The following is a 24,744-nucleotide window of genomic DNA, read 5'->3' as shown; positions in this document are numbered from 1 at the left end:
GCCTATTGGCTCGCGAAGGGGCCGGCGGGCGGCCGCTCACCCCGTCGCCGGCGCACCGCGAGCACGATGAGCCGGATCACGACGCCGACCGCGAAGACCGCGACGCCGGCCGCGATCGACACGAGCGGCAGGGTGACGACGAGCACGACGCATCCGATGGCCCCGACCCACGAGAGCCAGCGCGGCACGAGCCGGTCGCCGGCGGGCTGGGTGAGGGCCGAGGCGTTCGCGACGAGGTAGTAGAGCAGCACGCCGAACGACGAGAAGCCGATCGCGCCGCGCAGGTCGGCGACGACCACGAGCACGACGACCGCCGCCCCGACGGTGAGCTCCGCGACGTGGGGCACCCCGAATCGCGGATGCACCGTGGTGAGCGGGCGCGGCAACTCGCCGTCGCGCGCCATCGCGAGGCTCGTGCGGCCCACGCCAGCGATGAGCGCGAGCAGCGATCCGAGCGCGGCCACGCCCGCCGCGACCCGCACGACGGGTTCGGCCCAGAGCCAGCCGGCGATGGCGACCACGTCGACGAGGGGAGCTGCGGATGTCGCGAGCGGCCCGGGTCCGAGGGCGCCGAGCGCCGCCGTGCCGACCGCCGCGTAGACGACGACCACGATGGCGAAGGCCACGCCGATCGCCCGGGGGATCGTGCGGGTGGGGTCGCGCACCTCCTCGCCGAGCGTCGCGATGCGCGCGTAGCCGGCGAAGGCGAAGAAGATGAGGGCGGCGGCCTGCAGCACGCCGTACGTGCCCGCGAACACGACGGCGGCGCCGGTCGGCGGGCCCACCGGCGCGACGATCGCGGAGGCGACCGCCGCATCGGCCGCACCCCAGCCGCCGCTCGCGATCGCGGCCACGCCCGCCGCGACGACCACGACGAGCACGGCGAGCACGGCCGACACGATGACCGACGCGACCCGCGCGGTGCGCGTGACGCCGAGCACGTTGACGCCGACGAGCACGATCACCGCGGCGACCGCGACCGGCTTCTGCCACGCCGGCGGCACGAGGTAGGCGGCGGCGGTCATCGCCATCGCCGCGCAGCTCGCGGTCTTGCCGATCACGAAGCCCCAGCCGGCGAGGAAGCCGGGCCAGGCGCCGAGGCGCTCCCGGCCGTAGCGGTACGCGCCGCCCGATTCGGGGTAGCGCACCGCGAGCTGCGCCGTGGATCCGGCGTTCGCGAACGCGACGAGCGCGGCGATGCCGAGCCCGGCGAGCAGCCACGACCCTGCAGCCTGTGCGGCGGGCGCCCACACGGCGAACACGCCCGCGCCGATCATGGCGGCGAGCCCGATGGCGACGGCGTCGCGCAGGCCGAGTCGGCGGGCGAGCGAGGGGTGGGGGCCGGCGGTCACGCGGGAACCCTACTCCACGGGCGTGAATCGTAGGATCGACGCATGCCCGCAGAGCAGACCTCCGCCCCCTCGCACGCCGCCGTCGAGCGCGTGGCCGCCGCGCTCGCCCGCCACGGACTCACCCCCGAGATCGTCTGGTTCGACGACGCCGTGACCACCGCGCCGCTCGCCGCCGAGGCCCTCGGCGTCGAGGTCGGCCAGATCGCGAACTCCCTCGTGTTCACGCTCGACGACGAGCCCATCCTCGTGCTGACCTCGGGTGCGCACCGCGTCGACACCGAGTGGCTCGGCGCCGAGCTCGGTGGCGTCATCGGACGCGCCTCGAAGGAGGTCGTGAAGCAGGCCACCGGGCAGGTCATCGGGGGAGTGGCGCCGGTGGGACATCCGTCGCACGTGCGCACGTTCGTCGACACCGAGCTCGCCCGCTACGACCGGGTCTGGGCGGCCGCCGGGCATGCGAAGACCGTGTTCCCGATCAGCTTCGATGACCTCGTGCGCATCACGGGCGGTACCCCGCGCGCGGTCGAGCCCCCGGTCGGGGCATGACGTCGTCCCGCGTCGCCTGGCCGCGCAGGGCCGGCCGGCTGGAACTGCGGACTCCGACGCACGACGGCATCGAACAGGTGCTCGCCTGGCGCAACCGGCCCGACGTCACGCGTTGGCTGCTGCGCACCACGGTCGACCCCGAGGCTTTCCGGAAGGTGTGGCTCGGCAGCGTCGAGGACCCGAACCAGCACACCGCGTTGGCGGTGCTCGATGGCGTGGTCGTCGGCACGGGCTCGCTCGACGTGCGCGACGGCATGGGCCAGTTCGACGGCGACGCCTGGCGCGGGGCGGAGGGCGACCTCGGCTACCTGGTCGACCCCGCGCATGCCGGCAACGGCTTCGCGACCGAGATCGCCCGGGCCCTCCTCGACCTCGCGTTCACCGAGCTCGGCCTGCACCGGGTCACGGCCGGATGCTTCGCCGACAACGTCGCGTCGTGGCGAGTCATGGAGAAGCTCGGCATGCGGCGCGAGCAGCACGGCGTCCACGACTCCTGGCACGCCGAGCTCGGCTGGATCGACGGCTTCACGTACGGCATCCTCGCCGAGGAGTGGGAGGCCGGGCGCTGACGCTCACGCGTTGAGCGGCGTTTCCATGCTCACGCGTCGCGCCACTTCGGCGCGCTCTGCGCCAGTACAACTGGCGCAGAGCGCGCGCTCGTGGCGCGGCCGCGGCTGGCGCACGCGCCGTCAGGTGTCGCGGCGGGCGCCCTGGCTCGGCCGCACCGCGAAGACCGTCGGCTCGCGGTAGCCGCGCTCGGCGAACGCCGCCGTCACCTCGCGCGTGACGATCGGCACGAGCGCGTCGATGACGAGGGCGATCGCGGCGCCGCCGAAGCCGCCGCCCGTCATGCGGGCGCCGATGGCGCCGTTCGCCTGGGCCGTGGCGACCGCGAGGTCGAGCTCGGGCACCGAGATCTCGAAGTCGTCGCGCATCGACACGTGCGATGCGTCGAGGAAGGGCCCGATCGCTCCGGGTCCGTGCTCGCGCAGCGTGCGCACGGTGTCGAGCACGCGCCGGTTCTCGGTCACGACGTGCCGCACGCGCCGGAACGTCTCGTCGTCGAGCCGGTCGGCGGCGCGCGCGAGGTCGTCGGTGCGCAGGTCGCGCAGTGAGGCGACTCCGAGGGCCCGGGCACCGGCTTCGCAGGAGGCACGTCGTGCCGCATAGCCGCCGCCCGCGTGGGCGTGCGCGACGTGCGTGTCGATCACGAGGAGCGTCAGACCCTCGGCCTCGAAGCCGAGCGGGATGATCTCGGCGTCGAGGCTGCGGCAGTCGAGGAACACGCCCGAGTCGACCTCGCCCAGGAGCGAGGCCGACTGGTCCATGATGCCCGTCGGCGCCCCGACCACTCGGTTCTCGGCGAGGCGGCCCACCTTCGCGAGCGTCGGCCGGTCGAACTGCAGCCCCCAGTGCTCGTCGAGCGCCAGCGCGACGGCGGACTCGATCGCGGCCGACGACGACAGGCCGGCGCCGATCGGCACGCTGCTGGCGACGTGCAGGTCGACCCCGCGCACGTGCTCGAGGTCGGCGCCGAACTCGCCGAGCGCCCAGGCGACGCCGAGCGGGTAGGCCGCCCAGCCCTCCACCGCGTCGGGCGCGAGCTCGTCGAGGTGGATCTCGACCGGCTCGGGTGCGAAGCCCGACGTGACCCGGACGACCCGATCGTCGCGGTCGCCGAGGGCGATCGCCGTGCGCCGGTCGATCGCGAACGGGAAGACGTAGCCGTCGTTGTAGTCGGTGTGCTCACCGATCAGGTTCACCCGGCCGGGTGCCGACCAGACGCCGACCGGCCGGCGTCCGAACCACTCGGCGAACCCGTGCATCGCCTGGTCGGCCTCGTTCACGCCTCGACTCCTTCGATCCGGATTCCCTCGACGTCGACTCCGTCGATCGCCGTGCGCAACGCCTCGGCCTGCGCCTCGGGCGTGACATCGCCGATCCAGGCTCCCATGGCGGCCTCCGAACCGGCGACGTACTTGAGCTTGTCGGCCGCGCGCCGCGGGCTCGTGAGCTGCAGCATGAGCCGCACGTCGTCGCGGTGCTCGTGCACCGGCGCCTGGTGCCACGCCGCGATGTACGGGGTGGGCGTGTCGTAGAGCCGGTCGACGCCGCGAAGGAGCCGCAGGTACAGCCCGGCCAGTTCGTCGCGTTCGGCGAGCGTGGTCTCGGCGAAGTCGGGCACGTGCCGATGGGGCAGCAGGTGCACCTCGATGGGCCACCGCGCCGCGAACGGCACGTACGCCGTCCAGTGCTCGCCCGCGATCAGCACGCGGGGCCCGTTCCGCTCCCGCTCGAGGACGTCGGCCATGAGCGCGGGGCCGTAGCCGTCGATCGAGGCGAGCAGCCGCTCCGTGCGAGGGGTCACGTAGGGATAGGCGTAGATCTGCCCGTGCGGATGCGGCAGCGTCACGCCGATCTCGCGGCCGCGGTTCTCGAACGGGAACACCTCCTCGACGCCGGGCAGTGCCGAGAGCGCCGCGGTGCGCTGCGCCCAGGCTTCGATCACGGTTCGGGCCCGCGAGCGGCTCAGCGTGCCGAACGAGCCCTCGTGCTCGGGGCTGAAGCACACCACCTCGCAGCGTCCGACCGCGGGCAGCGTGCGCTCGAGGCCGATGCGGCGAAGCGCGGCCAGGGCATCGGCGCCCGAGGCATCCGTCGCCGTCAGGTCCGGACCGAACGACGGCGATCGGTTCTCGAACACCGCGACGTCGTAGGTGCTCGGGATCTCCGACGGATTGCCCGGGCGCTGCGGCGCGAGCGGGTCGAGGTCGGCCGGGGGCAGGACGACGCGGTTCTGGCGGGCGGCCGCGATCGAGATCCACTCGCCCGTCAGCGGGTCCTGCCGCATCTGCGCGGTCGCGGGACGCGCATCGAGCTCGCGCGTGTCGATCGCGCGCTCGGGCGGGAGCGTGCTGTCGGCGTCGTCGAAGTAGATGAGCTCGCGTCCGTCGGCGAGCCTCGCCGGGCGCACGGTGATGCGGGGATCCGTCTGCACGCGCCCACCATACGCGGCTTTCGATTCGCAAACAACTCGGTTTCGTATTGCAAAGTACCGATGTCCAGCGGAGAATCTCGGGTATGACGGATGCCGCCGACGCGACGCACACCGCGCTCGACGCGCCCCGGCGACGCGAGCTCGCGCTCGCCCTCGTGGCCGAGCGGGGATTCGTGCGCGTCGCCGAGCTGAGCACGGCGTTCGGCGTCACCACCGTCACGGCACGGGCGGACCTCGACGCGCTCGAGCGTCGTGGGGAGATCCGGCGCGTGCACGGCGGCGCGGTGCCGGCGTCGTCGGTGCTCACCGCCGAGCGGCCGGAGCGCGAGCCCACGTTCGAACAGGCGCTCGCGGCATCCGTCGAGCCCAAGCGCCGCATCGGCGAGCACGCGGCCTCCCTCGTGAGGAGCGGCCGGAGCATCATCCTCGACGTCGGCACGACGACGCTGCAGATCGCACGGGCCCTGAAGGCCCGCGACGACCTCGATGACCTCACCGTCTTCACCAACGGCCTCTCGATCGCGCTCGAGCTGGAGTCCGAGATCCCCCGGTTCACGGTCGTCATCACGGGCGGCACCCTGCGGCCGAAGCAGCACTCGCTGGTGCATCCGCTCGCCGGCTCCATGCTCGACGAGATCCATGTGGACCTCGCGTTCATCGGATGCAACGGGGTCGACCCCGTGCACGGCGTGACGAACGCGAACCTCCCCGAGGCCGCGGTCAAGACGCTCATGCTGAAGGCCGCGGCGCGCAGCATCGTGGTCGCCGACGGGTCGAAGCTCGGCGAAGTGCACCTGGGGCGGATCGCGCCCATCGACGCCTTCGACGAGCTCGTGACGGATGCCGCGGCCCCCCGCCCGCTGGTCGCCGAGCTCGAGGTCGCCGGGCTCGCGGTGCACCTCGCATGAGACCCTAAAGTGGATCCATGACTCTTCCCACGGGCGAGCACTTCGTCCTCGAGACCTCGACGGCCAGCGGAGACCTCAAGGCGACGATCACCGCGGTGGGCGCCGGCATCCGCACCCTCACGATCAACGACATCCAGCTCGTCCCCGAGTACCCCGAAGACCAGCCGCAGCCGATGGCCGCGGGCATCGTGCTCGTACCATGGCCGAACCGCATACGCGACGGCGTGTGGACGCACGATGGCGTCGAGCGCCACCTCGCCATCACCGAGCCCTCCCGAAACAACGCCATCCACGGACTCCTGCGGTTCACCGAGTACCGGCCCATCGCGCGCGAACGCGACTCGGTCACCCTCCAGGCGACGGTCTACCCACAGCTCGGATACCCGTTCCTCCTCGGCACGGCCGTGCACTACGAGCTCGTCGCCGACGGGCTCAAGGTCACGCACTTCATCGAGAACCTCGGCGCCGAGGCGGCTCCGGTCGCGATCGGCACCCACCCCTACGTGAAGATCGGCGGCGTGCCGACGGCCGACCTCATGCTCCGCCTCGACGCCGCGAGCCACATCGAGGTCGACGACCGACTGCTGCCGACCGGCGAGGTGCCCGTCGACGGCACCGAGTGGGACTTCCGCGAGGGCCGGCGCGTGGGCGACGTGAACCTCGACGACGCGTTCGGCGAAGTCGGCAGTCACGACGGCACCGTGACCCACACGCTCACCGCTCCCGATGGACGAAGCGTGTCGATCTGGGCCGACGACGAGTTCGACTACGTGCAGGTCTTCACGACGCGCGAATTCCCCGGCGAAGACGGCGACGTCGCCATCGCCGTGGAGCCGATGACGGCGCCCGCCGAGGCGTTCAACTCCGGGCGCGGGCTGCGCTGGCTCGGCCCGGGCGAGGAGTGGCAGCTCTCGTGGGGCATCCGCTTCGAGGGATTCACCGCCGACTGAGGCGAACGGGCGTCAGCGCACGCACGAACCCGAGTCCACGGGCTCCGTGAGCTGCGGCGCCTCGGCCGCGAGCGGGGCGAGCGTCGAGACCGGGATGGCGTAGCCGACGTTGTCGACCGAGTCGGACTTGGCGAACACGACGCCGCCGACCGCGCCGTCACCCGTGAGCACCGGCCCGCCGGAGTTCCCGTGATCGACGTCGGCGGCCAGCGTCACGATGTCTCGCGTCGCGGTGCGACCCGACTCCTGGATCGTGATCGGTCCGACGGACATGACGCGTGCCGGCCGCAGCTCGAGCGGACCGCCGAACGGATAGCCCGCGACGGCGACGTCGGCGCCCGTCGGCGCATCGGCGATCGCGAGCGGCGGCGTCTCGAGATCCGAAACCGCGATCAGCGCCAGGTCGTTCTCGGCGTCGAATGCGACGACCCGACCTTCGACGGCGGGCTCGCCGGGGGCCTCGACGATCGGCTCGGTGACGCCGGCCACGACGTGGGCGTTGGTGACGATCCGGTCCTCTGCGACCACGAACCCGCTGCCCGACATGTTGCTGCCGCACTGGAACGCGGTTCCCGTGATGCGTACGACGGATTCGGCGGCGCGCGCCAGTTCGACGTCGTCGAGGCCGCCGGTGGGCAGCTGTGGTGCCTCCGTCGGCGCATCGAGCACGTCGACGAGCCACGGGATCGCCCCGCCGAGGGCCGCGGTGCGGAGTTCCGCGAGGAGGCTTCGCGCCGGCGCCGGCGTCACCCGGTCGAGTGTGGAGAGCACGCGGGAGCCGGCCACGGCTGGCGAGAGCACGGGAACGCCCATCGCCGAGATGCCAGATCCGACGAGTGCGACGACGAACGCCGTGACGATGAGGTTTCCGATGGCGCCGAGCACCCGGTCGAGCACGCCCAGCCTCGCCGCGCGCGCACCGTGGCGGAGCGCGCCACCCACCAGGGCGCCGAGCCACCCTCCGAGCGACAGCAGTACGAGGGCGGCGACGATCGCCGCAGGAGCGCGCCATTCGGGCAGCGGAACGACGGCCGCCACCCACGGCATCGCGAAGTACGCGGCGATGCCGCCGAGGATGAGTCCGACGAGTCCTGCGGCCGTGTGCAGCAGGCCGGCGCGGTAGCCGACCACGATCGAGCCGATGAAGACGACGATCAGCAGGAGGTCGAGCAGGAGGCTCCAGCTCATCGGATGCTCCTTCCTGCGGCCCGGCGCGGGAGTGCACGGGCCTCCAGCCTGCGGCATCCGGCTCGGAGACCGCTGAAGGCGCGCGACGGCGGCGCACGGTGCACGCATCCCACCACTCGAACCCGCGCGCGGCGCCCCGGCTTCGTGGTCGCGCACAACCGCGCTCGCGGTCGGTGCACGGTCGGTTAGCCTCTGAGAGGCCGCGCCCGCACCGGGCGCCAGCACACGATGAGGAGTGACGGATGCGCGTCGGCATGTTCCTGAACTACGCGGGCGGATTCCGGGAGGCGGCCGCCGAGGTGGCCGAGCTCGAGCAGGCCGGCATCGACCTGGTCGTCGTTCCCGAGGCGTACTCGTTCGACGCGGTGAGCCAGCTCGGGTTCCTCGCGGCACGCACCACGCGGATGACGCTCATGAGCGGCATCCTGCAGCTCTACACGCGCACGCCGACGCTCACGGCGATGACCGCAGCCGGACTCGACTACGTCTCCGACGGACGGTTCGAGCTCGGCATCGGGGCATCCGGTCCGCAGGTCATCGAGGGCTTCCACGGCGTGCGCTACGACGCGCCGCTCGGGCGCACGCGCGAGATCGTCGAGATCTGTCGCGCGGTGTGGCGCCGGGAGCCCGTCGTGCACGACGGCCGCAACTACCGCATCCCGCTGCCCGAGGGCGAGGGCACAGGACTCGGCAAGCCGTTGAAGCTCATCAACCACCCGGTGCGCGAGCGCATCCCGGTGACCATCGCGTCGCTCGGCCCGAAGTCGGTGCAGCAGACCGCCGAGATCGCCGACGGCTGGCTGCCCATGTTCTTCCACCCCGAACGTGCCACCGAGACCTGGGGTTCGGCGCTCGCCGCCGGCGCCGCGAAGCGCGACGCCTCGCTCGCGCCGCTGGACGTCTTCGCGACCCCCGCGCTCGCGATCACCGATCGAGCGGATGCCGCGGCGGCGGCGATCGCCGCCGTCAAGCCGCAGCTCGCGCTCTACATCGGCGGCATGGGAGCCCGCGGCAAGAACTTCTACAACGACCTCATCGCCGGCTACGGCTTCGAGGCCGAGGCTGCGCGCATCCAGGACCTCTACCTCGAGGGGCGCAAGGACGAGGCCGTCGCCGCCGTGCCCGACGATCTCGTGCACGCGATCTCGCTCATCGGGCCGGCGTCGCACGTCGCCGACCGCGTCGCGGCGTTCCGGGCCGCCGGTGTGACCACGCTCGCGGTGACGCCGCTCGCGCGCAGCTCGGCCGAGCGCATCGCCCTGATGAGCGGATTCCGGGCGCTCGTGGGCTGACCGCGCTCGGCAGGGGACGCACGAATCCCTGTCGGCCACCCCGAACGTCGGCCACCCCACGTCGGCCACCCCAGAACGAGTGCAAACGCTGGTGCGAACCTTCATCGGGGATTACGGTGAGATTCACCTGCACGTCGGCGTGCAGGAAGGGGAACCTGGGGAGGAGCCGCCAGGACGGGAACGTCCGAATGCGCGACGGCAGCTCGGACGCCCGTCGGGCGGTGCCCCGGAAGCGCCTCGTAACCCGCGCGACCGCGCCTCAGTACCCGCGCGACCGCGCCTCAGTGCCCGTGCGACGTGAGTTCGAGGCGTGCCGACACGGCGCCGAGCGCCGCCTCCATGGTCGGATACCGGTAGACCGCGCCCGGCCGCGGGCGCATCCAGAGCATCTCGAAGTCGTCGTCGACCTGCTGCAGGTAGCCCACCACGCGTCGCATGTCGCCGTCGTCTCGCCGGTCGTCGCACACGCGCCAGCTGGTCGCGCTCAGCGGGGTCAGCTCCACATGGGAGCGGGTCGCCTGTCGGGCCGACATCTCGCACCATCCCCATCGAATCGCGTCGATCGTGCCTGCGGCAGGACCGTGGCCGGTCGACGCGTCCTGGGAAGCGCGTGGTCGTAGCGCTGCGTCGGCCGGCCCGGCCCGCCTGCCTCGGGCGTTCAGGGCCCGATGCGAACAGTTCTACGTGGCCGCGCATCGGGTGCCAAGGGCCTTGACACCGGAGCGACGGCGTGGTGGTGCGGCTCCGGCCCGTGCGTGAGGCCGCGTCGGCGAATTGGCCGCCCGGCGGCATCGCGGCATCCGTGTCGGTGGGACTGCATAGGTTCGTCACACCGAGAATCCGACGAAAGGACGAGGGCATGCACCCGATTCCGGCGATTGGCAGCGTCGACGCGCGTGTCGGGTCCCGTGGTGGTGCCCCCGGGGAATTCCGACATCCCGACCCGCTGATTAAAAGTCAGCTGCTCTGCCTCTGAGCTACGGGGGCGCAAATCGATGACGACGAAGCACTGCTCCGCCTGCCAGCAGTCTAAGCCAACGGTCGAGTTCAACGTTCGGCGTGCCTCATCCGACGGACTCCAGAACATCTGTCGAGCGTGCAACCGTGCGAAGGCACGAAGGTACTACGCGGAACACCGCGAGGCCCACATTCGCGTCATCATGGCGCGGAAACGAATGATCCGACTCGCGACCCTTGAGGCGATCGGTGAGTACCTTATGATCAACCCGTGCACGGACTGCGGTGAAGCCGACGTGCGCGTGCTGGACTTCGATCATCGTCCAGACGCGGGTAAGTCGCGCGATGTGATGAAACTCGTGCAAGACGGATACTCACTTGCGAGGGTCATGGCGGAGATCGCGAAGTGCGACGTCCGATGCCGTAACTGCCACGCCAGAGTCACGTACGAGCGCATGGGGGCCAACTGGCGGTCCGCGCTCCTGCTGCGGGCGGATGCGGACTGATCGCGACTCGGAATCGGGTCGCAATCGGCGAGGGCCCACCCGATCCTGCGGCCGCTCCCGAGCAAGCCCGGTAAGGTGTGCGGCGATGGCTTCTGACTTCCACCGCCCCACGCGGTTCCCACCGGGCATGTTCGAGGGCTTTCTCGGCGCTGAAGATCCCGCGCACGTCAGCCGCGTCGCACACGACACCGCCGCGGCCCTGCTGTCGCGCGTGCGCTCGGATCCCGACCCCGCGGTCGTCGCCCGCCTCGTCTCGTTCACCGACGAGCACGGCATCGACGCGATCGCCGAGCTCTGGTCGCACGCCTCGCCGAAGAGCCTGCCGGGCGCGCTCTGGCGCGTGTACCTGCTGCGCACCCTCATCCGGCAGGACCCCGTCGGCGTGAGCCTCGCCTACCAGCGCGGCACCGAGGTGTCCCACACCATCGACCAGGTGGTCGCCGGCGCCCCCGTCCCGGCGGGCCCCGACGAGGTGCGCGAGCTCGCCGACCAGATCCTCCGCGGTCTGTTCGGCGGCGACTTCGCCGTGGCGCTCGAACGCGCGGCGGCGTTCGCCCGGGTGGTCGCGGCGGGCTTCGTGAGCCTCGCCGACGACGCGGATGCCTCCGACAGCGCGCACCCCGAGCGATCCGGTCGGTTCACGCAGCGTGCGCTTCGCCTCACGCAGCTCGCCGACGAGTTCGCCGCGTGCGCGAGGCTCTGGCGACGCGACTCGCTCGACTGAGACGCGAACGGCGCAGTGCCGCGCGGCACTGCGCCACCCGTGCGACGCCGCCACCGCCGATCACGCGACCTCCGAGGCCGTGCGCCGCCGCCATGCCGCGTACGCCCAGACGGCGAGTGCGAGCATCGGCCCCCAGAACCACAGCGGCAGCGCCAGCGCCAGGTTGAGGAGCACCACGTCCACGGGACCCACGGCGTTCATGAGGAACATCGGACCAGCCGCGACGCAGAGGGCGGCCGCGGCGATGGACCCCGGAATCACGGCGGCAGCCGTCGGCACGGGGCGCCCGCCGAGGCGCGGCATCCACCGCGGGAAGGTGCGGCCCCACGGCAGGATGAGGCCGAGCGTGAGCAGGCTCGCGGCCACGGCACCCGAACCCAGCATGAGTCCGGTGGCGAGCGCCGTCGCCGGAAGGTCCACCCCGGTCGGGGCGAGGAGCGGCCACGGGGTGAGCCACGAGGCTCGCGCCACCGCGTAGGGGAGCGGCCCGGCCGCCGCGAGGATCGTGAGCGCCCGGCGGTGGCGCACGAGCCAGGCCTCGAACCGCCGTCCGGCCGAGGAGCGTCCGACGCCGATGACCATGACCGTGGCCCAGGCCAGCATCGCGCCCACGATGAGGGCGGAGACGCCGACGCTGGCCGCGTCCTCGACCAGCGCGGCCCCGAACGCCGCCCCGAACTCGACGAGGGTCTCGCCGGTTACGCCCATCCAAGCGGCCGCTGCGACGACGACGATGAGCGCGACGAGCAGCGGCACGCCGAGTCGCGGTGCCCGTGCCAGGAGCACCGCGACGGTGGCGACGCCCGCCACCACTGCTGCGAGCCCGAAGAGGTAGCCGGCGAGCGCGATGATGTGCACGTTGCCGACGACGAGGCAGAGCGCCGCGGCCAGGGCTGCGGCGCCGAGGGCGATACCGCCGTGGGCGACGGCGCGTGGCCGCACCACGAGGGTCGCGGCGAGCACGGCGCCGGCGAGGCCCAGGATCAGGGCTGCGACGGCCACGCCTCCGCCACCCAGCACGGCGGCCGCCACGCTGCGCATCTCGTCGCCCGCGAACGGGTTGAGGTCGGCTGCGACGAGCCAGACCAGCCCGAATCCGGCCATCGCCGACGACGTGACCAGCGCACCGAACGTGGCCGCCCGGACGGCCCGATCCCGCCGTCCGATCGGAACGCTCGCGGTCGGTCGACGCTCCGTCGATGGCCTTGTCGCACTCATCATTCGTGCCCGTTCCCTTCCCGTGTCGCCCGTGCCGATCGGCCGGGGCAGCAGCCAGCGTCGCAGCGGGCGACGGCCCGCCGCCTCACCCGAACGGGCGAGATCGGGTGCCGACGGGACGAGTACGGTGGACCGCAGGATGGGTGCAACGAGTCGTTCCAAGGTCCCCTCGCCGGCCGTCGGCCGCGAGGCCGGCTCCCGCCTTCCCGGCGAGCGCGCGGTCGGCGACGCTGCGGTCTCCGAGGTGGTTCGCGCGCCGTCCGCCGCCGACTGGGTCTGGGCGGCGGCCTTCGGGGCCGCATTGCTCCCGGTGACGGTGATCGAACTCTTCGCAGCCCTGCCGAGCCCACCGGATGTCGCGTGGCTGACCGCGGTCGTGAGCGCATTCGTCGTGCTGCACCTGCTCGTCGCGGTGAGGCGGAGATGGCCGAGGGGCACGCTGCTCGCGGCATCCGCCATCATGCTCGCCCTCACGGTGGCCGGGCTGCCCGGCCTGCCGTTCATGGCGTCGCTGTTCCCGAGCGCCGCGGTGTACCTCGTGTTCGTGTTCACGGCGGCGGCGAGCGACGACCGCATCACGGTCGTCGCGGCGCTGGTCCTCGGCGTGCTGGGCGCGGCCCTGATGACGGTCGTCGCGGTCATGCGCGGACACGACACGGAGCCGGGGGTGCTCCTCTCGTTCGCGGGGTTCCTGCTCGCGGCGATCGGCGCCGCGTGGGCGCTCGGGCGCTACCGCCACGAGTCGGCGCGCCGGCGCGCCGCGCAGGAGGTCGGTCTGCGCCAGGCCGCCGAGCTCCGCCTCCAGGCCGAACGCGCCGCGCTCGCCGAGGATCGGCGGCGCATCGGCCGGGAGCTGCACGACGTCGTCTCGCACTCGCTCGCCGTCATGGTGACCCAGGCCGAGGCGTCACGGGTGCTGCTCGACCGCGACGAGGCACGGGCCCGCAGCGCGATCGAGCAGGTGGTGGCGACCGGCCGTGCCGCGATGGCCGACATGCGCGGGCTGCTCGGGGTGCTCGTCGACCCGCCCGCCGCAGCCGATGCGTCACCGGCCGTCGCCTCCCGCGAGCCCAGTCCCGGTCTCGGCGAGCTCGCCGGTCTGGTCGAGCGGGCCACGGCGCCGGGTCGTTCGGTCGTGCTCGTGGAGACCGGGATGCCGCGGGCGGTGAGCCCGGGCACGGCGCTCGTCGTCTACCGGGTGGTGCAGGAGTCGCTCACGAACACGCTGCGGCACACCGATGCGCCGACGGCGAGCGAGGTGCGACTCCACTGGGATGACGACGAGCTCGTGCTGGAGGTCGTCGACGACGGCGCGCCGCGAACCCGGTCCGCGACGGCGCCGGCCGGAAGCGGCATCCGCGGCATGACCGACCGGGTGGAGCGTGTCGGCGGCCGGCTCGAGAGCGCGCCGCGCGATCAGGGCGGCTGGCGCACCCTGGCGACGTTCCCCATCGGGTCAGGCGGGGCACCGGATGCCTGAGCAGCGCGCCGCTCCACGCATCCGGGTCGCGATCGTCGACGACCAGCAGCTCATCCGCTCGGCCATCGCGGCCTTCGTCGAGGTGCACGACGACCTCGACCTCGTGTTCGCGGCGGCCGACGGTGCGGAGTTGCTCGAATCGGCGCGCGCGCATCGCGTGGACGTGGTGCTGATGGACATCCGGATGCCGCGGCTCGACGGCATCGCGGCCACCGAGCGACTGCTCGCGGCCCAGCCGGGCACGCGCGTGCTGATCCTCACGACGTACGACCTCGACGAGTACGTGTTCGCGGCGATCCGCGCCGGGGCGAGCGGGTTCCTCACCAAGGACGCCTCGAGCGACGAGCTCGCCGCCGCCATCCGTGCGGTGCACGCGGGCGACGCCGTCGTGGCGCCGCGGGCGACGGCGAGCCTCCTCGACTTCGTCGCCGGGGTCCCCGAACCCGCCGACCCCGAGGCGCTGCTCGCGCGGTTCACCCCGCGCGAGCGCGAGGTGCTCGCCGAGATGCTCACAGGGGCCTCGAACGAGGTGATCGGCGAACGGCTGTTCCTGACCGCGAACACCGTGAAGACGCACATCGCCGCGATCCTCGCGAAGCTCGAACTGCCCGACCGGGTGCACGTCGTGATCTGGGCGTTCGAGCACGGGCTCGGCGGTCGGGCGCGGCGTCGGAAGTGAGCGCGACGGTGACGCGGAGGCGATCTCCAGGGCGGGAATGAACGGCCTTCGGGGCTGGTTTACACTTGACGAGGCCGGGCCGCAGTAACCCCGGGCTCCAATATTCGCCGCTTCGAGCGGCCTCGCGCCGAGAGGCGTTCTGCGGCCCGGCCTTACCGATGCCGGTGCTCCTGCAGGGCTTCCCGTCCGCGTCCCGCCGGCCCTTCCGCCGGCGGCGCGACCCGCCGATGCGCGGTCCTCCGCCCGCGTAGCATCGGAGCATGGCCGATACCGTCACGCTCCTCATCGAACCGCTGCCCGCCGACGCCGAGGTCACGCGGCTCGACGCCACGTTCCGTGAGGTGGACGCCTCGATGCCCGCCCTCCGGGTCGGTGAGCTGTCGACGCAGCGCGGCGACGGAATCTTCGAGACCATCGGCGTCGTCGACGGACACGCGCAGGAGACCCGCCCGCACCTCGAGCGCCTGCGCAACTCCGCGCGCATCTGCGAGCTGCCCGAGCCCAACCTGCCGCAGTGGGAGGCCGCCATCGCTCGCGCTGTTGCGGCGATCCCGCGTCGGGGCGAGTTCGCACTGAAGCTCGTGCTGAGTCGCGGCGTGGAGCACGGACCGGCACCGACGGCGTGGCTGCACGTCGCACCGGCCGCCGACTTCGCCGACGTGCGCGAGCGCGGGCTCCGCGTGGTCACCCTCGACCGCGGGTATGCGCGCGGCACGGCGGAGCGCGCGCCCTGGCTGCTGCTCGGCGCGAAGACGCTGAGCTACGCCGTGAACATGGCCGCGCTCCGCGAGGCGAGGCGGCGCGGCGCCGCCGACGCCATCTTCGTCACGAGCGACGGCTTCGTCATGGAGGGGCCCACGTCGAGCGTCATCATCCGTCGTGGCGACGTGTGGTCGACGCCGGCGCCGTCGGGCGCGATCCTGCACGGCACGACGCAGCAGAGCCTGTTCGAGCACCTCGGCCGCACCGGCCGCGACACCGAGTACCGCGACATCCCCGTCGTGGATCTCGAGACCGCGGATGCCGTGTGGCTGGTGTCGAGCGTCCGGCTCGCGGTCGGGGTCACGCACCTCGACGGCCGCGACCTGCCCTACGACTCGGAGGAGGCCCGGGAGCTCAACAACTACCTGCTGAGCCCCCGGGACTGACGCTACGGCCGCGCCGCGAGTCCGTGCACCGCGGTCATGACGGCCGCGGCGACCGCGGGGGCGACGCGCTCGTCGAGCGGGCTCGGCACGATGTGGTCGGTCGCGAGGTCGTCGCCCACGATCTCGGCGATCGCGCGGGCGGCGGCGATCTTCATCTCCGTGGTGATGCGCGTGCCGTGCGCGTCGAGGGTCCCGCGGAAGATGCCGGGGAAGGCGAGCACGTTGTTGATCTGGTTCGGGAAGTCGCTGCGGCCGGTCGCGACGATGCGGGCATGGCGGGCGGCCACGTCGGGGTGGACCTCGGGATCGGGGTTGGAGAGGGCGAACACGATGGCGTCGCTCGACATGGTGGCGAGCGCCGACTCGGGCACGGTGCCCGAGGAGACGCCGATGAAGACGTCGGCGCCGTCGAGTGCCTCGCCGATGCCGCCGGCGAGGCCCCGGGGGTTGGTGCGCTCGGCGTAGGCCGCCTTCACCCCGGTGAGGTCCTCACGCTCGGTGGTCACGATGCCGCGCGAGTCGAGGATCACGAGGTCGGAGATGCCGACCTGCAGCAGGATCTCGGCGACGGCGATGCCGGCCGCCCCGGCGCCCGCGATGACGACGCGAAGCGAGTCGAGCTCGCGTCCCACGAGGCGGGCCGCGTTGGTGAGGGCCGCGAGCACGACGACGGCCGTACCGTGCTGGTCGTCGTGCATGACCGGCATGTCGAGGGCCTCGATGAGCTTGGCCTCGAGCTCGAAGCAGCGCGGGGCCGAGACATCCTCGAGGTTCACCGCACCGAAGCTCGAGCGCAGCCGCACGAGCGTCTCGACGATCTCGTCGACGTCGTTCGTCTCGATCACGAGCGGGATCGAGTTGAGTCCGCCGAAGCGGCGGAAGAGGGCGGCCTTGCCCTCCATGACCGGGAGGGATGCGGCGGCGCCGATGTCGCCGAGGCCGAGCACGGCGCTGCCGTCGCTCACGACCGCCACGAGGCGGCTGGCCCACGTGTACTGCTGGGCCGTCTCGGGCGCCGAGTGGATCATGCGGCTCACTCGAGCGACACCGGGCGTGTACGCGATGGAGAGGTCTCGCTTCGTGTCGAGCGGCGAGGAGAGGGCGATCTCGAGCTTGCCGCCGTCATGGGCGGCGAAGATCTCGGCATCGGTGAGGGAGATTGGACTGGTGTCGCTGGCGCGATCGGTCATGTTCGAATCCTTCGATCAGCAGGCGCACGCACGAGGTGCGCCGCGGCGGAGTGGGGTCGGGCCGCCGCCGCTGAACGGAGATGCGCATCGCACGGGGACCGCCGAGTCGTGGGCCCGGCGCCGTGTGCGCCGCGCAGCCACCTGCTCACCGCTGGAGGGTGGAAATCGCGGGAGGTGTCGACGGGGGTGGGTCGTCACCGTGTCATCGATGGTAACAGGGTTTCGGCGATCAGCCGAAGCGCCCCGAGACGTAGTCCTCGGTCGCCTTCACCGACGGGTTCGAGAAGATCGTCGTGGTGTCGTCGTACTCGATGAGCTTGCCGGGCTTGCCGGTGCCGGCGATGTTGAAGAACGCCGTGCGGTCGGAGACGCGGGAGGCCTGCTGCATGTTGTGGGTCACGATCACGATCGTGTAGTCCTGCTTGAGTTCTTCGATGAGGTCCTCGATGGCCAGCGTCGAGATGGGGTCGAGGGCCGAGCACGGCTCGTCCATGAGGATCACCTCGGGCGAGACCGCGATCGCGCGGGCGATGCAGAGGCGCTGCTGCTGGCCGCCCGACAGGCCCGAACCGGGTCGGTCGAGCCGGTCCTTCACCTCGTTCCAGAGGTTCGCGCCACGCAGCGACTTCTCGACCAGGTCGTCGGAGTCCGACTTCGAGATCCGCCGGTTGTTGAGCTTCACGCCCGCGAGCACGTTCTCCTTGATCGACATCGTGGGGAACGGGTTCGGACGCTGGAACACCATGCCGACCTGACGGCGCACGAGCACCGGGTCGACGTCGGGGTCGTAGAGGTTGTTGCCGTCGATGAGCACCTCGCCCTCGACGCGCGCACCGGGGATGACCTCGTGCATGCGGTTCAGGGTGCGGAGGAAGGTGGACTTGCCGCAGCCCGACGGGCCGATGAACGCGGTGACGCTGCGGGGCTCGATCTCGAGGGTCACGCCCTCGACGGCCTTGAACTTGCCGTAGTAGACGTTGAGGTCACGGACTTCGATGCGCTTGGACACGGGTTTCCTTACTGCGTGAAGATCAGCGGCCGAACTTCGGAGCGAAGAAGCGGGCGACGAGACGGGCGATGAGGTTCAACGCCATGACGATGAGGATGAGCGTGAGGGCGGCCGCCCACGCGCGGTCGAGGTAGGCCTCCGGCGGGTTGCCCTGGTTGGCGTACTGCGTGTACACGAACACCGGGAGCGATTGCATGCGGCCGTCGAAGATGTTGTAGTTCATGCTCGCGGTGAAGCCGGCGGCGATGAGCAGCGGCGCGGTCTCGCCGATGACGCGGGCGATCGAGAGCATGATGCCGGTCGTGATGCCGGCGATGGACGTGGGCAGCACGACCTTCACGATCGTGAGCCACTTCGGCACGCCGAGGGCGTACGCCGCCTCGCGGAGCTCGTTCGGCACGAGGCGGAGCATCTCCTCGCTCGAGCGCACGACGACCGGGATCATGAGCACGGCCAGCGAGATGGCGCCCGCGAGACCGGTGCGGGTGCCCGGGCCGAGGAAGATCGAGAAGACGGCGTACGCGAACAGGCCGGCGACGATGGACGGGATGCCCGTCATGACGTCCACGAGGAACGTGATGCCGCGCGCCAGCCGCCCGCGCCCGTACTCGACGAGGTAGATCGAGGTCATCAGGCCGATCGGGATCGAGATGATCGCCGCCGTGCCGGTCATCAGCAGGGTGCCGACGATGGCGTGCAGCGCGCCGCCGCCCTCGCCTGTGACGTTCCGCATCGAGTACGTGAAGAACTCGGCGTCGAAGCGGGCGAGGCCGAACGTCACGACGGTGATGGTGAGGGAGATGAGCGGGATCATCGCCAGCACGAACGCGCCCGTCACGAGCGCGGTGACGAGGCGGTCCATCGCACGGCGGCGGCCCTCGACGAGCATCGAGAACAGCCAGATCGAGGGCACGTAGAGGATCGCGCCGACGAGGAGCGCTGCGCCCCAGTCGTAGCCCTCACCGGCGAGGGCGACCACGCCGAACACCGCGGCCGCAACCAGGATCGCCGCACCGAGCACGAGCCACGGTGCGTACGAGGGGAGCCGGCCCGCGGTGAACGAGTTCGCGATGCCGGCGGCGGGTGGGCGGTCGGTGGTCTCGGGGTTCGTCGTCATGGTCATCAGTTGGCTCCCGAGAATTCCTTGCGACGGCTGACGATCCACCGGGCGAACGCGTTCACGGCGAAGGTCACGATGAAGAGGATGAGGCCCGTGGCGATGAGCACGTTGACGTTCATGCCGTACGCCTCGGGGAAGCTGAGCGCGATGTTCGCGGCGATGGTGGAGGGGTTCACCGAGGTCAGGACCTCGAACGTGACGGCGCCCGTCGCGGACAGCACCATGGCGACCGCCATGGTCTCGCCGAGGGCGCGGCCGAGGCCGAGCACCGACGCGGAGATGATGCCGGAGCGCCCGAACGGCAGCACCGCCGTGCGGATCATCTCCCACCGGGTCGCCCCGAGGGCGAGCGCGGCCTCCTCGTGCAGCACCGGGGTCTGCAGGAAGACCTCGCGGTTGATGGCCGTCATGATGGGCAGCACCATCACGGCGAGCACGATCGCGGCCGTGAGGATGGTGCGGCCGGTGCCCGAGACGGGGCCGGCGAAGAGCGGGAACCAGCCGAGGTTGTCGACCAGCCAGGAGTACATCGGCAGTACGGCCGGGGCGAGCACGCCGATGCCCCAGAGGCCGAAGACGACCGATGGCACGGCGGCGAGCAGGTCGACGATGTAGCCGAGCACGGAGGCGAGGCGCCGTGGGGCGTAGTGCGAGATGAACAGCGCGATGCCGATCGAGACGGGCAGCGCCATGATGAGCGCGAGGGCTGCCGCCCAGATCGTTCCGAACACGAGCGGACCGACGTACGCCCAGAAGTTCGTGGGAAGGATCGACGCTTCCTCGTTGGTGGCGACGAGGGCGGGCAGGCTCTGGACGATGAGGAAGATCGCGACCGCGGCGAGGGTCACGAGGATCATCGAGCCGGCGAACACGGCCGAGCCTGAGAAGACCCGATCGCCGGGTCGCTGCTTCGCCTTGATGGCGGTCGATGCGGTGCTCATCCGGCGCAATTCCTCGGGTTCTGTGATGCGGTATCTGGAGACGCGGTCGTGCCCGGCCCGGGGGCGTGAGCCTGCGGGTCGGGCACGAACCTACTACTTGATCGAGTCGATCGCAGCCACGACCTTCTCGCGGAGCGCGTCGGTGATCGGCGCGGAGCCGGCGTTCTCGGCCGCGACATCCTGGCCCTCGGCGCTGGCGATGTAGCCGAGGTACGCCTTCACGAGCTCGACGTTCTCGGGCTCGGCGTACTCCTGGCAGGCGATGAGGTAGCTGACGAGCACGATCGGGTAGACGCCGGCCTCGGAGGAGGTGCGGTCGAGCTCGATCGCGAGGTCGCCCTCGGCGCGGCCTTCGACGAACGGCGAGGCGTCGACGATGGCGGCGGCAGCCTCGGGCGAGTACGGCACGAACTCGTCGCCGACCTTCACCGCGACGGTGCCCAGGTCACCGGCGCGCGAGGCGTCGGCGTAGCCGATGGTGCCGGTGCCGTTGGTGACGGCGTCGACGACACCGGACGTGCCCTGAGCGGCCTCGCCGCCCTCGAACGGCCACACGCCGTCGGCCTCGTACGTCCACACCTCGGGAGCGGCCGCACCGAGGTACTCGGTGAAGTTCTCCGTGGTGCCCGAGTCGTCGGAGCGGTGCACCGGCGTGATCGCCAGGTCGGGCAGCTCGACGCCGTCGTTCGTGGCGGCGATGGCCGGGTCGTTCCAGTTGGTGATCGTGCCGGCGAAGATGCCCGCGATGGTGGCCGGGTCGAGGTCGAGCGTGTCGACGCCCTCGAGGTTGAAGATCACGGCGATCGGCGAGACGTAGAGCGGGAGCTCGACGATGCTCGAGTCGGGCGCGCACTTGGCGAAGCCGCCGGCGGCGAGCTCCTCGTCCTTGAACGCGCGGTCGGAGCCGGCGAAGTCGCTCGCGCCCTCGAGGAAGGTCTCACGGCCGGCGCCGGAGCCCGACGGGTCGTAGTCGATGGTGACGTCGGGGTTCGCGGTCTGGAAGCCGGCGATCCACGCCTGCTGTGCGGCGTCCTGCGAGGACGCGCCGGCGCCGACGAGGTTGCCCGAGAGCGTCGAGGCCGACTCCGACGGCGCGGCGCCGCCTTCGTTCGAGGCACAGGAGCTGAGCGCGAGCGCCGCGGTGACGGCGATGACGGCGGGCACGCCGAAACGCTTGAGGTTCACGTGAATTCCCTTCCGGGGTTCGAATTGCAGGGGGTGGGCCGGTGCCGACCCGCCTGCGACGCTAAGTCGCCCGCCTTACGAGCTTCCGCCACGACGGTAAACGGAAGGTGAACGACCGCGGACCAATGCGGATGCCGCCCCAACCCGCGGTGTGCTCGCGCCGGAGAATGGGCCCCATCCCGCCCTGAACCGCGTGATCTCCCCGAATCTCCTGCACGAGCTGAAGCTGAAGCCGCGGGTCAGGCGCGCGGGGCGTGCGTCTCGATCGCGATGATGCCCGAACCGGAGTTCGTGGCGGAGAGGTGCACGACGCTGAACGCCCCGGCTTCGAGCTCGGCGGCATCCGTCACGTACGACCCGAGCGGCGTCGCGGTGGCGAGCGCGATCTCGCGCACCATCTCGGGCAGCACCGGTCCGTGACCGCACATGACCGCGCTCCGACCGGAGGCCACGCGCTTGCCGACGACGCGTCGCACGTCGGCCGTGCCGGCCTCCCATGCGTCCTGGCTGATGCCGTCCTCGCGCCTGATCGGAATGCCCGTGGCGGCGGACAGCGGCGTCACGGTGGTCACGCAGCGCACGGCCGGACTCGACACGATGCGCCTCGGCGCCCACGCCGTGAGGGTGTCCACGAGGGCCGCCGCCTGGGCGACGCCGCGTTCGGCGAGGGGCCGCGAGGCATCCGGACCCTTCCATCCGCCGCGCCCGACCGCCTTGCCGTGCCGCAGGAGGGTCAGCGCGAAGGTGCTCGTGACCCCCTGCTCGACGAGCTTCGCGAAGTTCTCGAGGATCTCCACGTCGGGCGGGTAGCTGAGGTAGCCGCGGGCGCGCTTGATCGTGACCCATTCGAGCGCCGCGACCTCGGCGTTCGGCCTGAACGTGGAGCGTTGCACGGCGCGTTCGCTCACCTCGGCCGCCCAGTAGTGCACGATCTTCTCGCGTCCGCTGGGGAGCGGATACCGCGAGATCCCGAGCGGCACGCCGAGCGCGACCTCGAGCCCGGTCTCCTCGGCGATCTCGCGCACGGCGGTGCGGGGGAGCGACTCGCCGGGCTCGACCTTGCCCTTCGGAATGGTGACGTCGCCGTACACGGTGCGGTGGATGACGAGCACGTGCACCTTGCCGTCGATGACTCGCCAGCACACGGCACCGGCTGCGTAGATCGCCGTGGTCACCGCCGCTTCCCCGAACGGGTGCGCTGGCCGATCTGCTGCATGAGCTGGTTCTGGATGTCGACGAGCGGCCGGCCCTCGGCATCGGTGGAGGAGCGGGTCCACTCGCCGTCGCCGTCGAGCCGCCACGAACTCGTCGACTCGTCCATGGCCAGGTCGAAGAGGCGGTCGATCTCGACCAGGTGATCGGGGTCGGTGAGCCGCACGAGGGCCTCGACGCGGCGGTCGAGGTTGCGGTGCATCATGTCGGCGGACCCGATGTAGACCTGCGGCTCACCGCCGTTGAGGAACGAGAAGACCCGCGAGTGCTCGAGGTATCGCCCGAGGATCGAGCGGACCCGGATGTTCTCGCTGAGTCCGGGGATGCCGGGCCGCAGACTGCAGATACCACGCACCCACACGTCGACCGGCACGCCGGCATTGGAGGCTCGGTAGAGCGCGTCGATGACCGCCTCGTCGACGATCGAGTTCACCTTGATGCGGATGCCGCTGGGCCGGCCGGCTTCGGCGTTGCGCGTCTCGGCGGCGATGAGCTTGAGCAGGCCCTTGCGCAGGTGCAGCGGCGCGACGAGGAGTCGCTTGAACTTCTTCTCGATCGCGTAGCCCGAGAGCTCGTTGAAGAGACGGGTGAGGTCCTTCCCGACCTGGTCGTCGGCCGTGAGGAGGCCGAGGTCCTCGTAGATGCGGCTCGTCTTCGGGTTGTAGTTGCCCGTGCCGATGTGGCTGTAGTGCCGCAGCACGCCCTTCTCCTGACGGATGACGAGCGCCAGCTTGCAGTGGGTCTTCAGCCCGACGAGGCCGTAGACCACGTGCACTCCGGCCTTCTCGAGCTTGCGCGCCCAGGTGATGTTCGCGGCCTCGTCGAAGCGGGCCTTGATCTCCACGAGTGCGAGCACCTGCTTGCCCGACTCCGCGGCGTCGATGAGGGCCTCGACGATGGGGGAGTCGCCCGACGTGCGGTACAGCGTCTGCTTGATGGCGAGCACGTCGGGGTCGGCCGCGGCCTGCTCGAGGAACGCCTGCACGCTCGTGGCGAACGACTCGTAAGGATGGTGCAGCAGCACGTCCTTGCGGGCGACCGCCGCGAAGACGTCGGACCGCAGGTTGGACTCGGAGGGCTGCAGCTGGACGCTCGTCGTCGGCACGTGCGTCGGGTAGTGCAGCTCGGGCCGGTCGAGGCGTGCGAGGTCGAAGAGACCGCCGAGGTCGAGCGGGGCCGGCAGGCGCACGATGCTCTGCTCGGGCAGGTCGAGCTCACGCGACAGCAGGCCGAGCGTCACGTCGTCCATGTCGGCGGTGATCTCGAGCCGGATGGGCGGACCGAACCGGCGTCGCAGGAGCTCCTTCTCGAGCGCCTGGATGAGGCTCTCGGTCTCGTCCTCCTCGATCTCGACGTCCTCGTTGCGGGTGACCCGGAACACATGGTGCTCGAGGATCTCCATGCCGGGGAAGAGGTCGCCGAGGTGGTTGGCGATGAGCTCCTCGAGCGCGACGTAGCGGGCGTCCTCGATCGATTCGGCGGGGTCGACCCGCACGAAGCGCGGGAGCATCTGCGGCACCTTGACGCGCGCGAACTCCTGCCGGCCGCTGCGGCTGTTCCGCACGCGCACCGACAGGTTGAGCGACAGGCCCGAGATGTAGGGGAACGGATGCGCCGGGTCCACCGCGAGCGGCATCAGCACGGGGAAGATCTGGCTGGAGAAGTACTCGCGGAGGTGCGCGACCTCGGTCTCGCCGAGCTCGTGCCAGGCGACGATGCGGATGCCGGCGTCGGCGAGCGCCGGCTTCACGAGGTCCTGGTACGCGGCCGCATGTCGCTGCTGCAGCTCCCCGGCCCTGCGCGCGATGTCGCTGAGCACGTCGACGGGCGAACGGCCGACGTTCGTCGGAACCGCGAGGCCGGTGGCTATGCGGCGCTTGAGGCCGGCGACCCGGACCATGAAGAACTCGTCGAGGTTCGAGGCGAAGATCGCGAGGAAGTTCGCACGCTCGAGCACGGGCACGCGCGGGTCCTCGGCGAGCTCGAGCACCCGCTGGTTGAACGCCAGCCAACTGAGCTCGCGGTCGAGGTAGCGTTCGGCGAGGAGCTCCGGCGCACCCTCGATGTCGAAGGGCTCGAAGTCGTCGTCGAAATCACTCGACGTGCGGTCTTCGTCGAGGACGCTGTCGGTCATCCCCTCA

Annotated in this window: 23 protein-coding genes and 1 tRNA gene; 10 read left to right on the top strand and 14 right to left on the bottom strand. The window is 71.5% G+C overall.

The window, feature by feature from the left end; translation table 11 throughout:
* Nucleotides 1-2: 2 nt before the first annotated feature.
* Nucleotides 3-1,352 carry an APC family permease gene (locus ACVFI9_RS15085; protein ID WP_474763019.1) on the bottom strand — a complete coding sequence of 450 codons (1,350 nt, stop codon included), beginning with the start codon at nucleotides 1,350-1,352 and terminating at the stop codon, nucleotides 3-5.
* Between the two features lie 42 nt (nucleotides 1,353-1,394).
* On the opposite strand from ACVFI9_RS15085, the gene ACVFI9_RS15080 reads away from it, so the two are divergent.
* Together ACVFI9_RS15080 and ACVFI9_RS15075 are read left to right on the top strand one after the other, a co-directional pair.
* Nucleotides 1,395-1,898 carry a YbaK/EbsC family protein gene (locus tag ACVFI9_RS15080; protein ID WP_474763018.1) on the top strand — a complete coding sequence of 168 codons (504 nt, stop codon included), beginning with the start codon at nucleotides 1,395-1,397 and terminating at the stop codon, nucleotides 1,896-1,898.
* Nucleotides 1,895-2,467: a GNAT family N-acetyltransferase gene (locus ACVFI9_RS15075; protein WP_474763017.1), complete on the top strand. Its 573-nt coding sequence runs from the start codon at nucleotides 1,895-1,897 to the stop codon at nucleotides 2,465-2,467. The genes ACVFI9_RS15080 and ACVFI9_RS15075 overlap by 4 nt, the downstream gene beginning before the upstream one ends.
* A gap of 120 nt (nucleotides 2,468-2,587) precedes the next feature.
* Here the strand turns inward: ACVFI9_RS15075 and galK are convergent, their stop codons facing one another.
* Both galK and galT read right to left on the bottom strand, forming a co-directional pair.
* Nucleotides 2,588-3,724 carry a galactokinase gene (gene galK / locus ACVFI9_RS15070; RefSeq protein WP_474766280.1) on the bottom strand — a complete coding sequence of 379 codons (1,137 nt, stop codon included), beginning with the start codon at nucleotides 3,722-3,724 and terminating at the stop codon, nucleotides 2,588-2,590.
* Between the two features lie 17 nt (nucleotides 3,725-3,741).
* Nucleotides 3,742-4,896, bottom strand: a complete 1,155-nt coding sequence (galT, locus tag ACVFI9_RS15065) for a galactose-1-phosphate uridylyltransferase (RefSeq protein WP_474763016.1) — start codon at nucleotides 4,894-4,896, stop codon at nucleotides 3,742-3,744.
* A gap of 83 nt (nucleotides 4,897-4,979) precedes the next feature.
* Here galT and ACVFI9_RS15060 point away from each other — a divergent pair, with 83 nt between their 5' ends.
* Nucleotides 4,980-5,804, top strand: a complete 825-nt coding sequence (locus ACVFI9_RS15060) for a DeoR/GlpR family DNA-binding transcription regulator (RefSeq protein WP_474763015.1) — start codon at nucleotides 4,980-4,982, stop codon at nucleotides 5,802-5,804.
* 17 nt (nucleotides 5,805-5,821) lie between these two features.
* Nucleotides 5,822-6,754: an aldose 1-epimerase family protein gene (locus tag ACVFI9_RS15055; RefSeq protein WP_474763014.1), complete on the top strand. Its 933-nt coding sequence runs from the start codon at nucleotides 5,822-5,824 to the stop codon at nucleotides 6,752-6,754.
* A 12-nt stretch (nucleotides 6,755-6,766) separates the two neighbouring features.
* Here ACVFI9_RS15055 and ACVFI9_RS15050 read toward each other — a convergent pair whose 3' ends face one another.
* Nucleotides 6,767-7,942 carry a MarP family serine protease gene (locus ACVFI9_RS15050; RefSeq protein ID WP_474763013.1) on the bottom strand — a complete coding sequence of 392 codons (1,176 nt, stop codon included), beginning with the start codon at nucleotides 7,940-7,942 and terminating at the stop codon, nucleotides 6,767-6,769.
* A gap of 242 nt (nucleotides 7,943-8,184) precedes the next feature.
* Here ACVFI9_RS15050 and ACVFI9_RS15045 point away from each other — a divergent pair, with 242 nt between their 5' ends.
* Nucleotides 8,185-9,234, top strand: coding sequence for an LLM class F420-dependent oxidoreductase (locus ACVFI9_RS15045; RefSeq protein ID WP_474763012.1), 1,050 nt, complete (start codon nucleotides 8,185-8,187; stop codon nucleotides 9,232-9,234).
* Nucleotides 9,235-9,515: 281 nt separating this feature from the next.
* On the opposite strand, the gene ACVFI9_RS15040 is transcribed toward ACVFI9_RS15045, so the two are convergent.
* Together ACVFI9_RS15040 and ACVFI9_RS15035 are read right to left on the bottom strand one after the other, a co-directional pair.
* Complete coding sequence (locus tag ACVFI9_RS15040) at nucleotides 9,516-9,767, bottom strand: hypothetical protein (protein WP_474763011.1); 252 nt, start codon at nucleotides 9,765-9,767, stop codon at nucleotides 9,516-9,518.
* 379 nt (nucleotides 9,768-10,146) lie between these two features.
* Nucleotides 10,147-10,221 (bottom strand) — tRNA-Lys (locus ACVFI9_RS15035).
* An 8-nt stretch (nucleotides 10,222-10,229) separates the two neighbouring features.
* Between ACVFI9_RS15035 and ACVFI9_RS15030 the strand changes: the two genes are divergently transcribed.
* On the top strand, nucleotides 10,230-10,697 hold the full coding sequence (locus tag ACVFI9_RS15030) for a hypothetical protein (protein WP_474763010.1): 468 nt from the start codon (nucleotides 10,230-10,232) through the stop codon (nucleotides 10,695-10,697).
* An 85-nt stretch (nucleotides 10,698-10,782) separates the two neighbouring features.
* Nucleotides 10,783-11,421, top strand: a complete 639-nt coding sequence (locus tag ACVFI9_RS15025; RefSeq protein ID WP_474763009.1) for a DNA-directed RNA polymerase subunit beta — start codon at nucleotides 10,783-10,785, stop codon at nucleotides 11,419-11,421.
* A 60-nt stretch (nucleotides 11,422-11,481) separates the two neighbouring features.
* On the opposite strand, the gene ACVFI9_RS15020 is transcribed toward ACVFI9_RS15025, so the two are convergent.
* A complete protein-coding gene (locus ACVFI9_RS15020; protein WP_474763008.1) occupies nucleotides 11,482-12,525 on the bottom strand; it encodes a hypothetical protein in 1,044 nt (347 codons plus the stop codon).
* A 253-nt stretch (nucleotides 12,526-12,778) separates the two neighbouring features.
* On the opposite strand from ACVFI9_RS15020, the gene ACVFI9_RS15015 reads away from it, so the two are divergent.
* The 3 genes from ACVFI9_RS15015 to ACVFI9_RS15005 all read left to right on the top strand — a co-directional run bounded on the left by ACVFI9_RS15015 (nucleotide 12,779) and on the right by ACVFI9_RS15005 (nucleotide 15,946).
* Nucleotides 12,779-14,119: a sensor histidine kinase gene (locus ACVFI9_RS15015; protein WP_474763007.1), complete on the top strand. Its 1,341-nt coding sequence runs from the start codon at nucleotides 12,779-12,781 to the stop codon at nucleotides 14,117-14,119.
* Nucleotides 14,112-14,798, top strand: a complete 687-nt coding sequence (locus ACVFI9_RS15010) for a response regulator (protein ID WP_474763006.1) — start codon at nucleotides 14,112-14,114, stop codon at nucleotides 14,796-14,798. The genes ACVFI9_RS15015 and ACVFI9_RS15010 overlap by 8 nt, the downstream gene beginning before the upstream one ends.
* A 260-nt stretch (nucleotides 14,799-15,058) precedes the next feature.
* The gene (locus ACVFI9_RS15005) at nucleotides 15,059-15,946 is read left to right on the top strand and encodes an aminodeoxychorismate lyase (RefSeq protein WP_474763005.1); all 888 of its coding nucleotides are present in this window, start codon (nucleotides 15,059-15,061) and stop codon (nucleotides 15,944-15,946) included.
* A gap of 2 nt (nucleotides 15,947-15,948) precedes the next feature.
* Here ACVFI9_RS15005 and ACVFI9_RS15000 read toward each other — a convergent pair whose 3' ends face one another.
* The 7 genes from ACVFI9_RS15000 to ACVFI9_RS14970 all read right to left on the bottom strand — a co-directional run bounded on the left by ACVFI9_RS15000 (nucleotide 15,949) and on the right by ACVFI9_RS14970 (nucleotide 24,737).
* Entirely contained in the window at nucleotides 15,949-17,136 is a 1,188-nt protein-coding gene (locus tag ACVFI9_RS15000) for an NAD(P)-dependent malic enzyme (RefSeq protein ID WP_474763004.1), read from the bottom strand.
* Between the two features lie 229 nt (nucleotides 17,137-17,365).
* Complete coding sequence (gene pstB, locus ACVFI9_RS14995; protein ID WP_474763003.1) at nucleotides 17,366-18,145, bottom strand: phosphate ABC transporter ATP-binding protein PstB; 780 nt, start codon at nucleotides 18,143-18,145, stop codon at nucleotides 17,366-17,368.
* A gap of 22 nt (nucleotides 18,146-18,167) precedes the next feature.
* A complete protein-coding gene (gene pstA / locus ACVFI9_RS14990) occupies nucleotides 18,168-19,262 on the bottom strand; it encodes a phosphate ABC transporter permease PstA (RefSeq protein ID WP_474766279.1) in 1,095 nt (364 codons plus the stop codon).
* 5 nt (nucleotides 19,263-19,267) lie between these two features.
* Complete coding sequence (pstC, locus tag ACVFI9_RS14985) at nucleotides 19,268-20,206, bottom strand: phosphate ABC transporter permease subunit PstC (RefSeq protein WP_474763002.1); 939 nt, start codon at nucleotides 20,204-20,206, stop codon at nucleotides 19,268-19,270.
* A gap of 93 nt (nucleotides 20,207-20,299) precedes the next feature.
* Nucleotides 20,300-21,391: a phosphate ABC transporter substrate-binding protein PstS gene (locus ACVFI9_RS14980; protein ID WP_474763001.1), complete on the bottom strand. Its 1,092-nt coding sequence runs from the start codon at nucleotides 21,389-21,391 to the stop codon at nucleotides 20,300-20,302.
* Between the two features lie 239 nt (nucleotides 21,392-21,630).
* Complete coding sequence (locus ACVFI9_RS14975) at nucleotides 21,631-22,566, bottom strand: NUDIX hydrolase (protein ID WP_474763000.1); 936 nt, start codon at nucleotides 22,564-22,566, stop codon at nucleotides 21,631-21,633.
* Entirely contained in the window at nucleotides 22,563-24,737 is a 2,175-nt protein-coding gene (locus ACVFI9_RS14970; RefSeq protein WP_474762999.1) for an RNA degradosome polyphosphate kinase, read from the bottom strand. Before ACVFI9_RS14970 ends, ACVFI9_RS14975 begins: the two co-directional genes overlap by 4 nt.
* Nucleotides 24,738-24,744 lie beyond the last annotated feature (7 nt).

The sequence above is a fragment of the Agromyces sp. NSFZ genome, from assembly GCF_056156205.1.
This window is presented reverse-complemented; position numbering and strand designations above follow the sequence as displayed.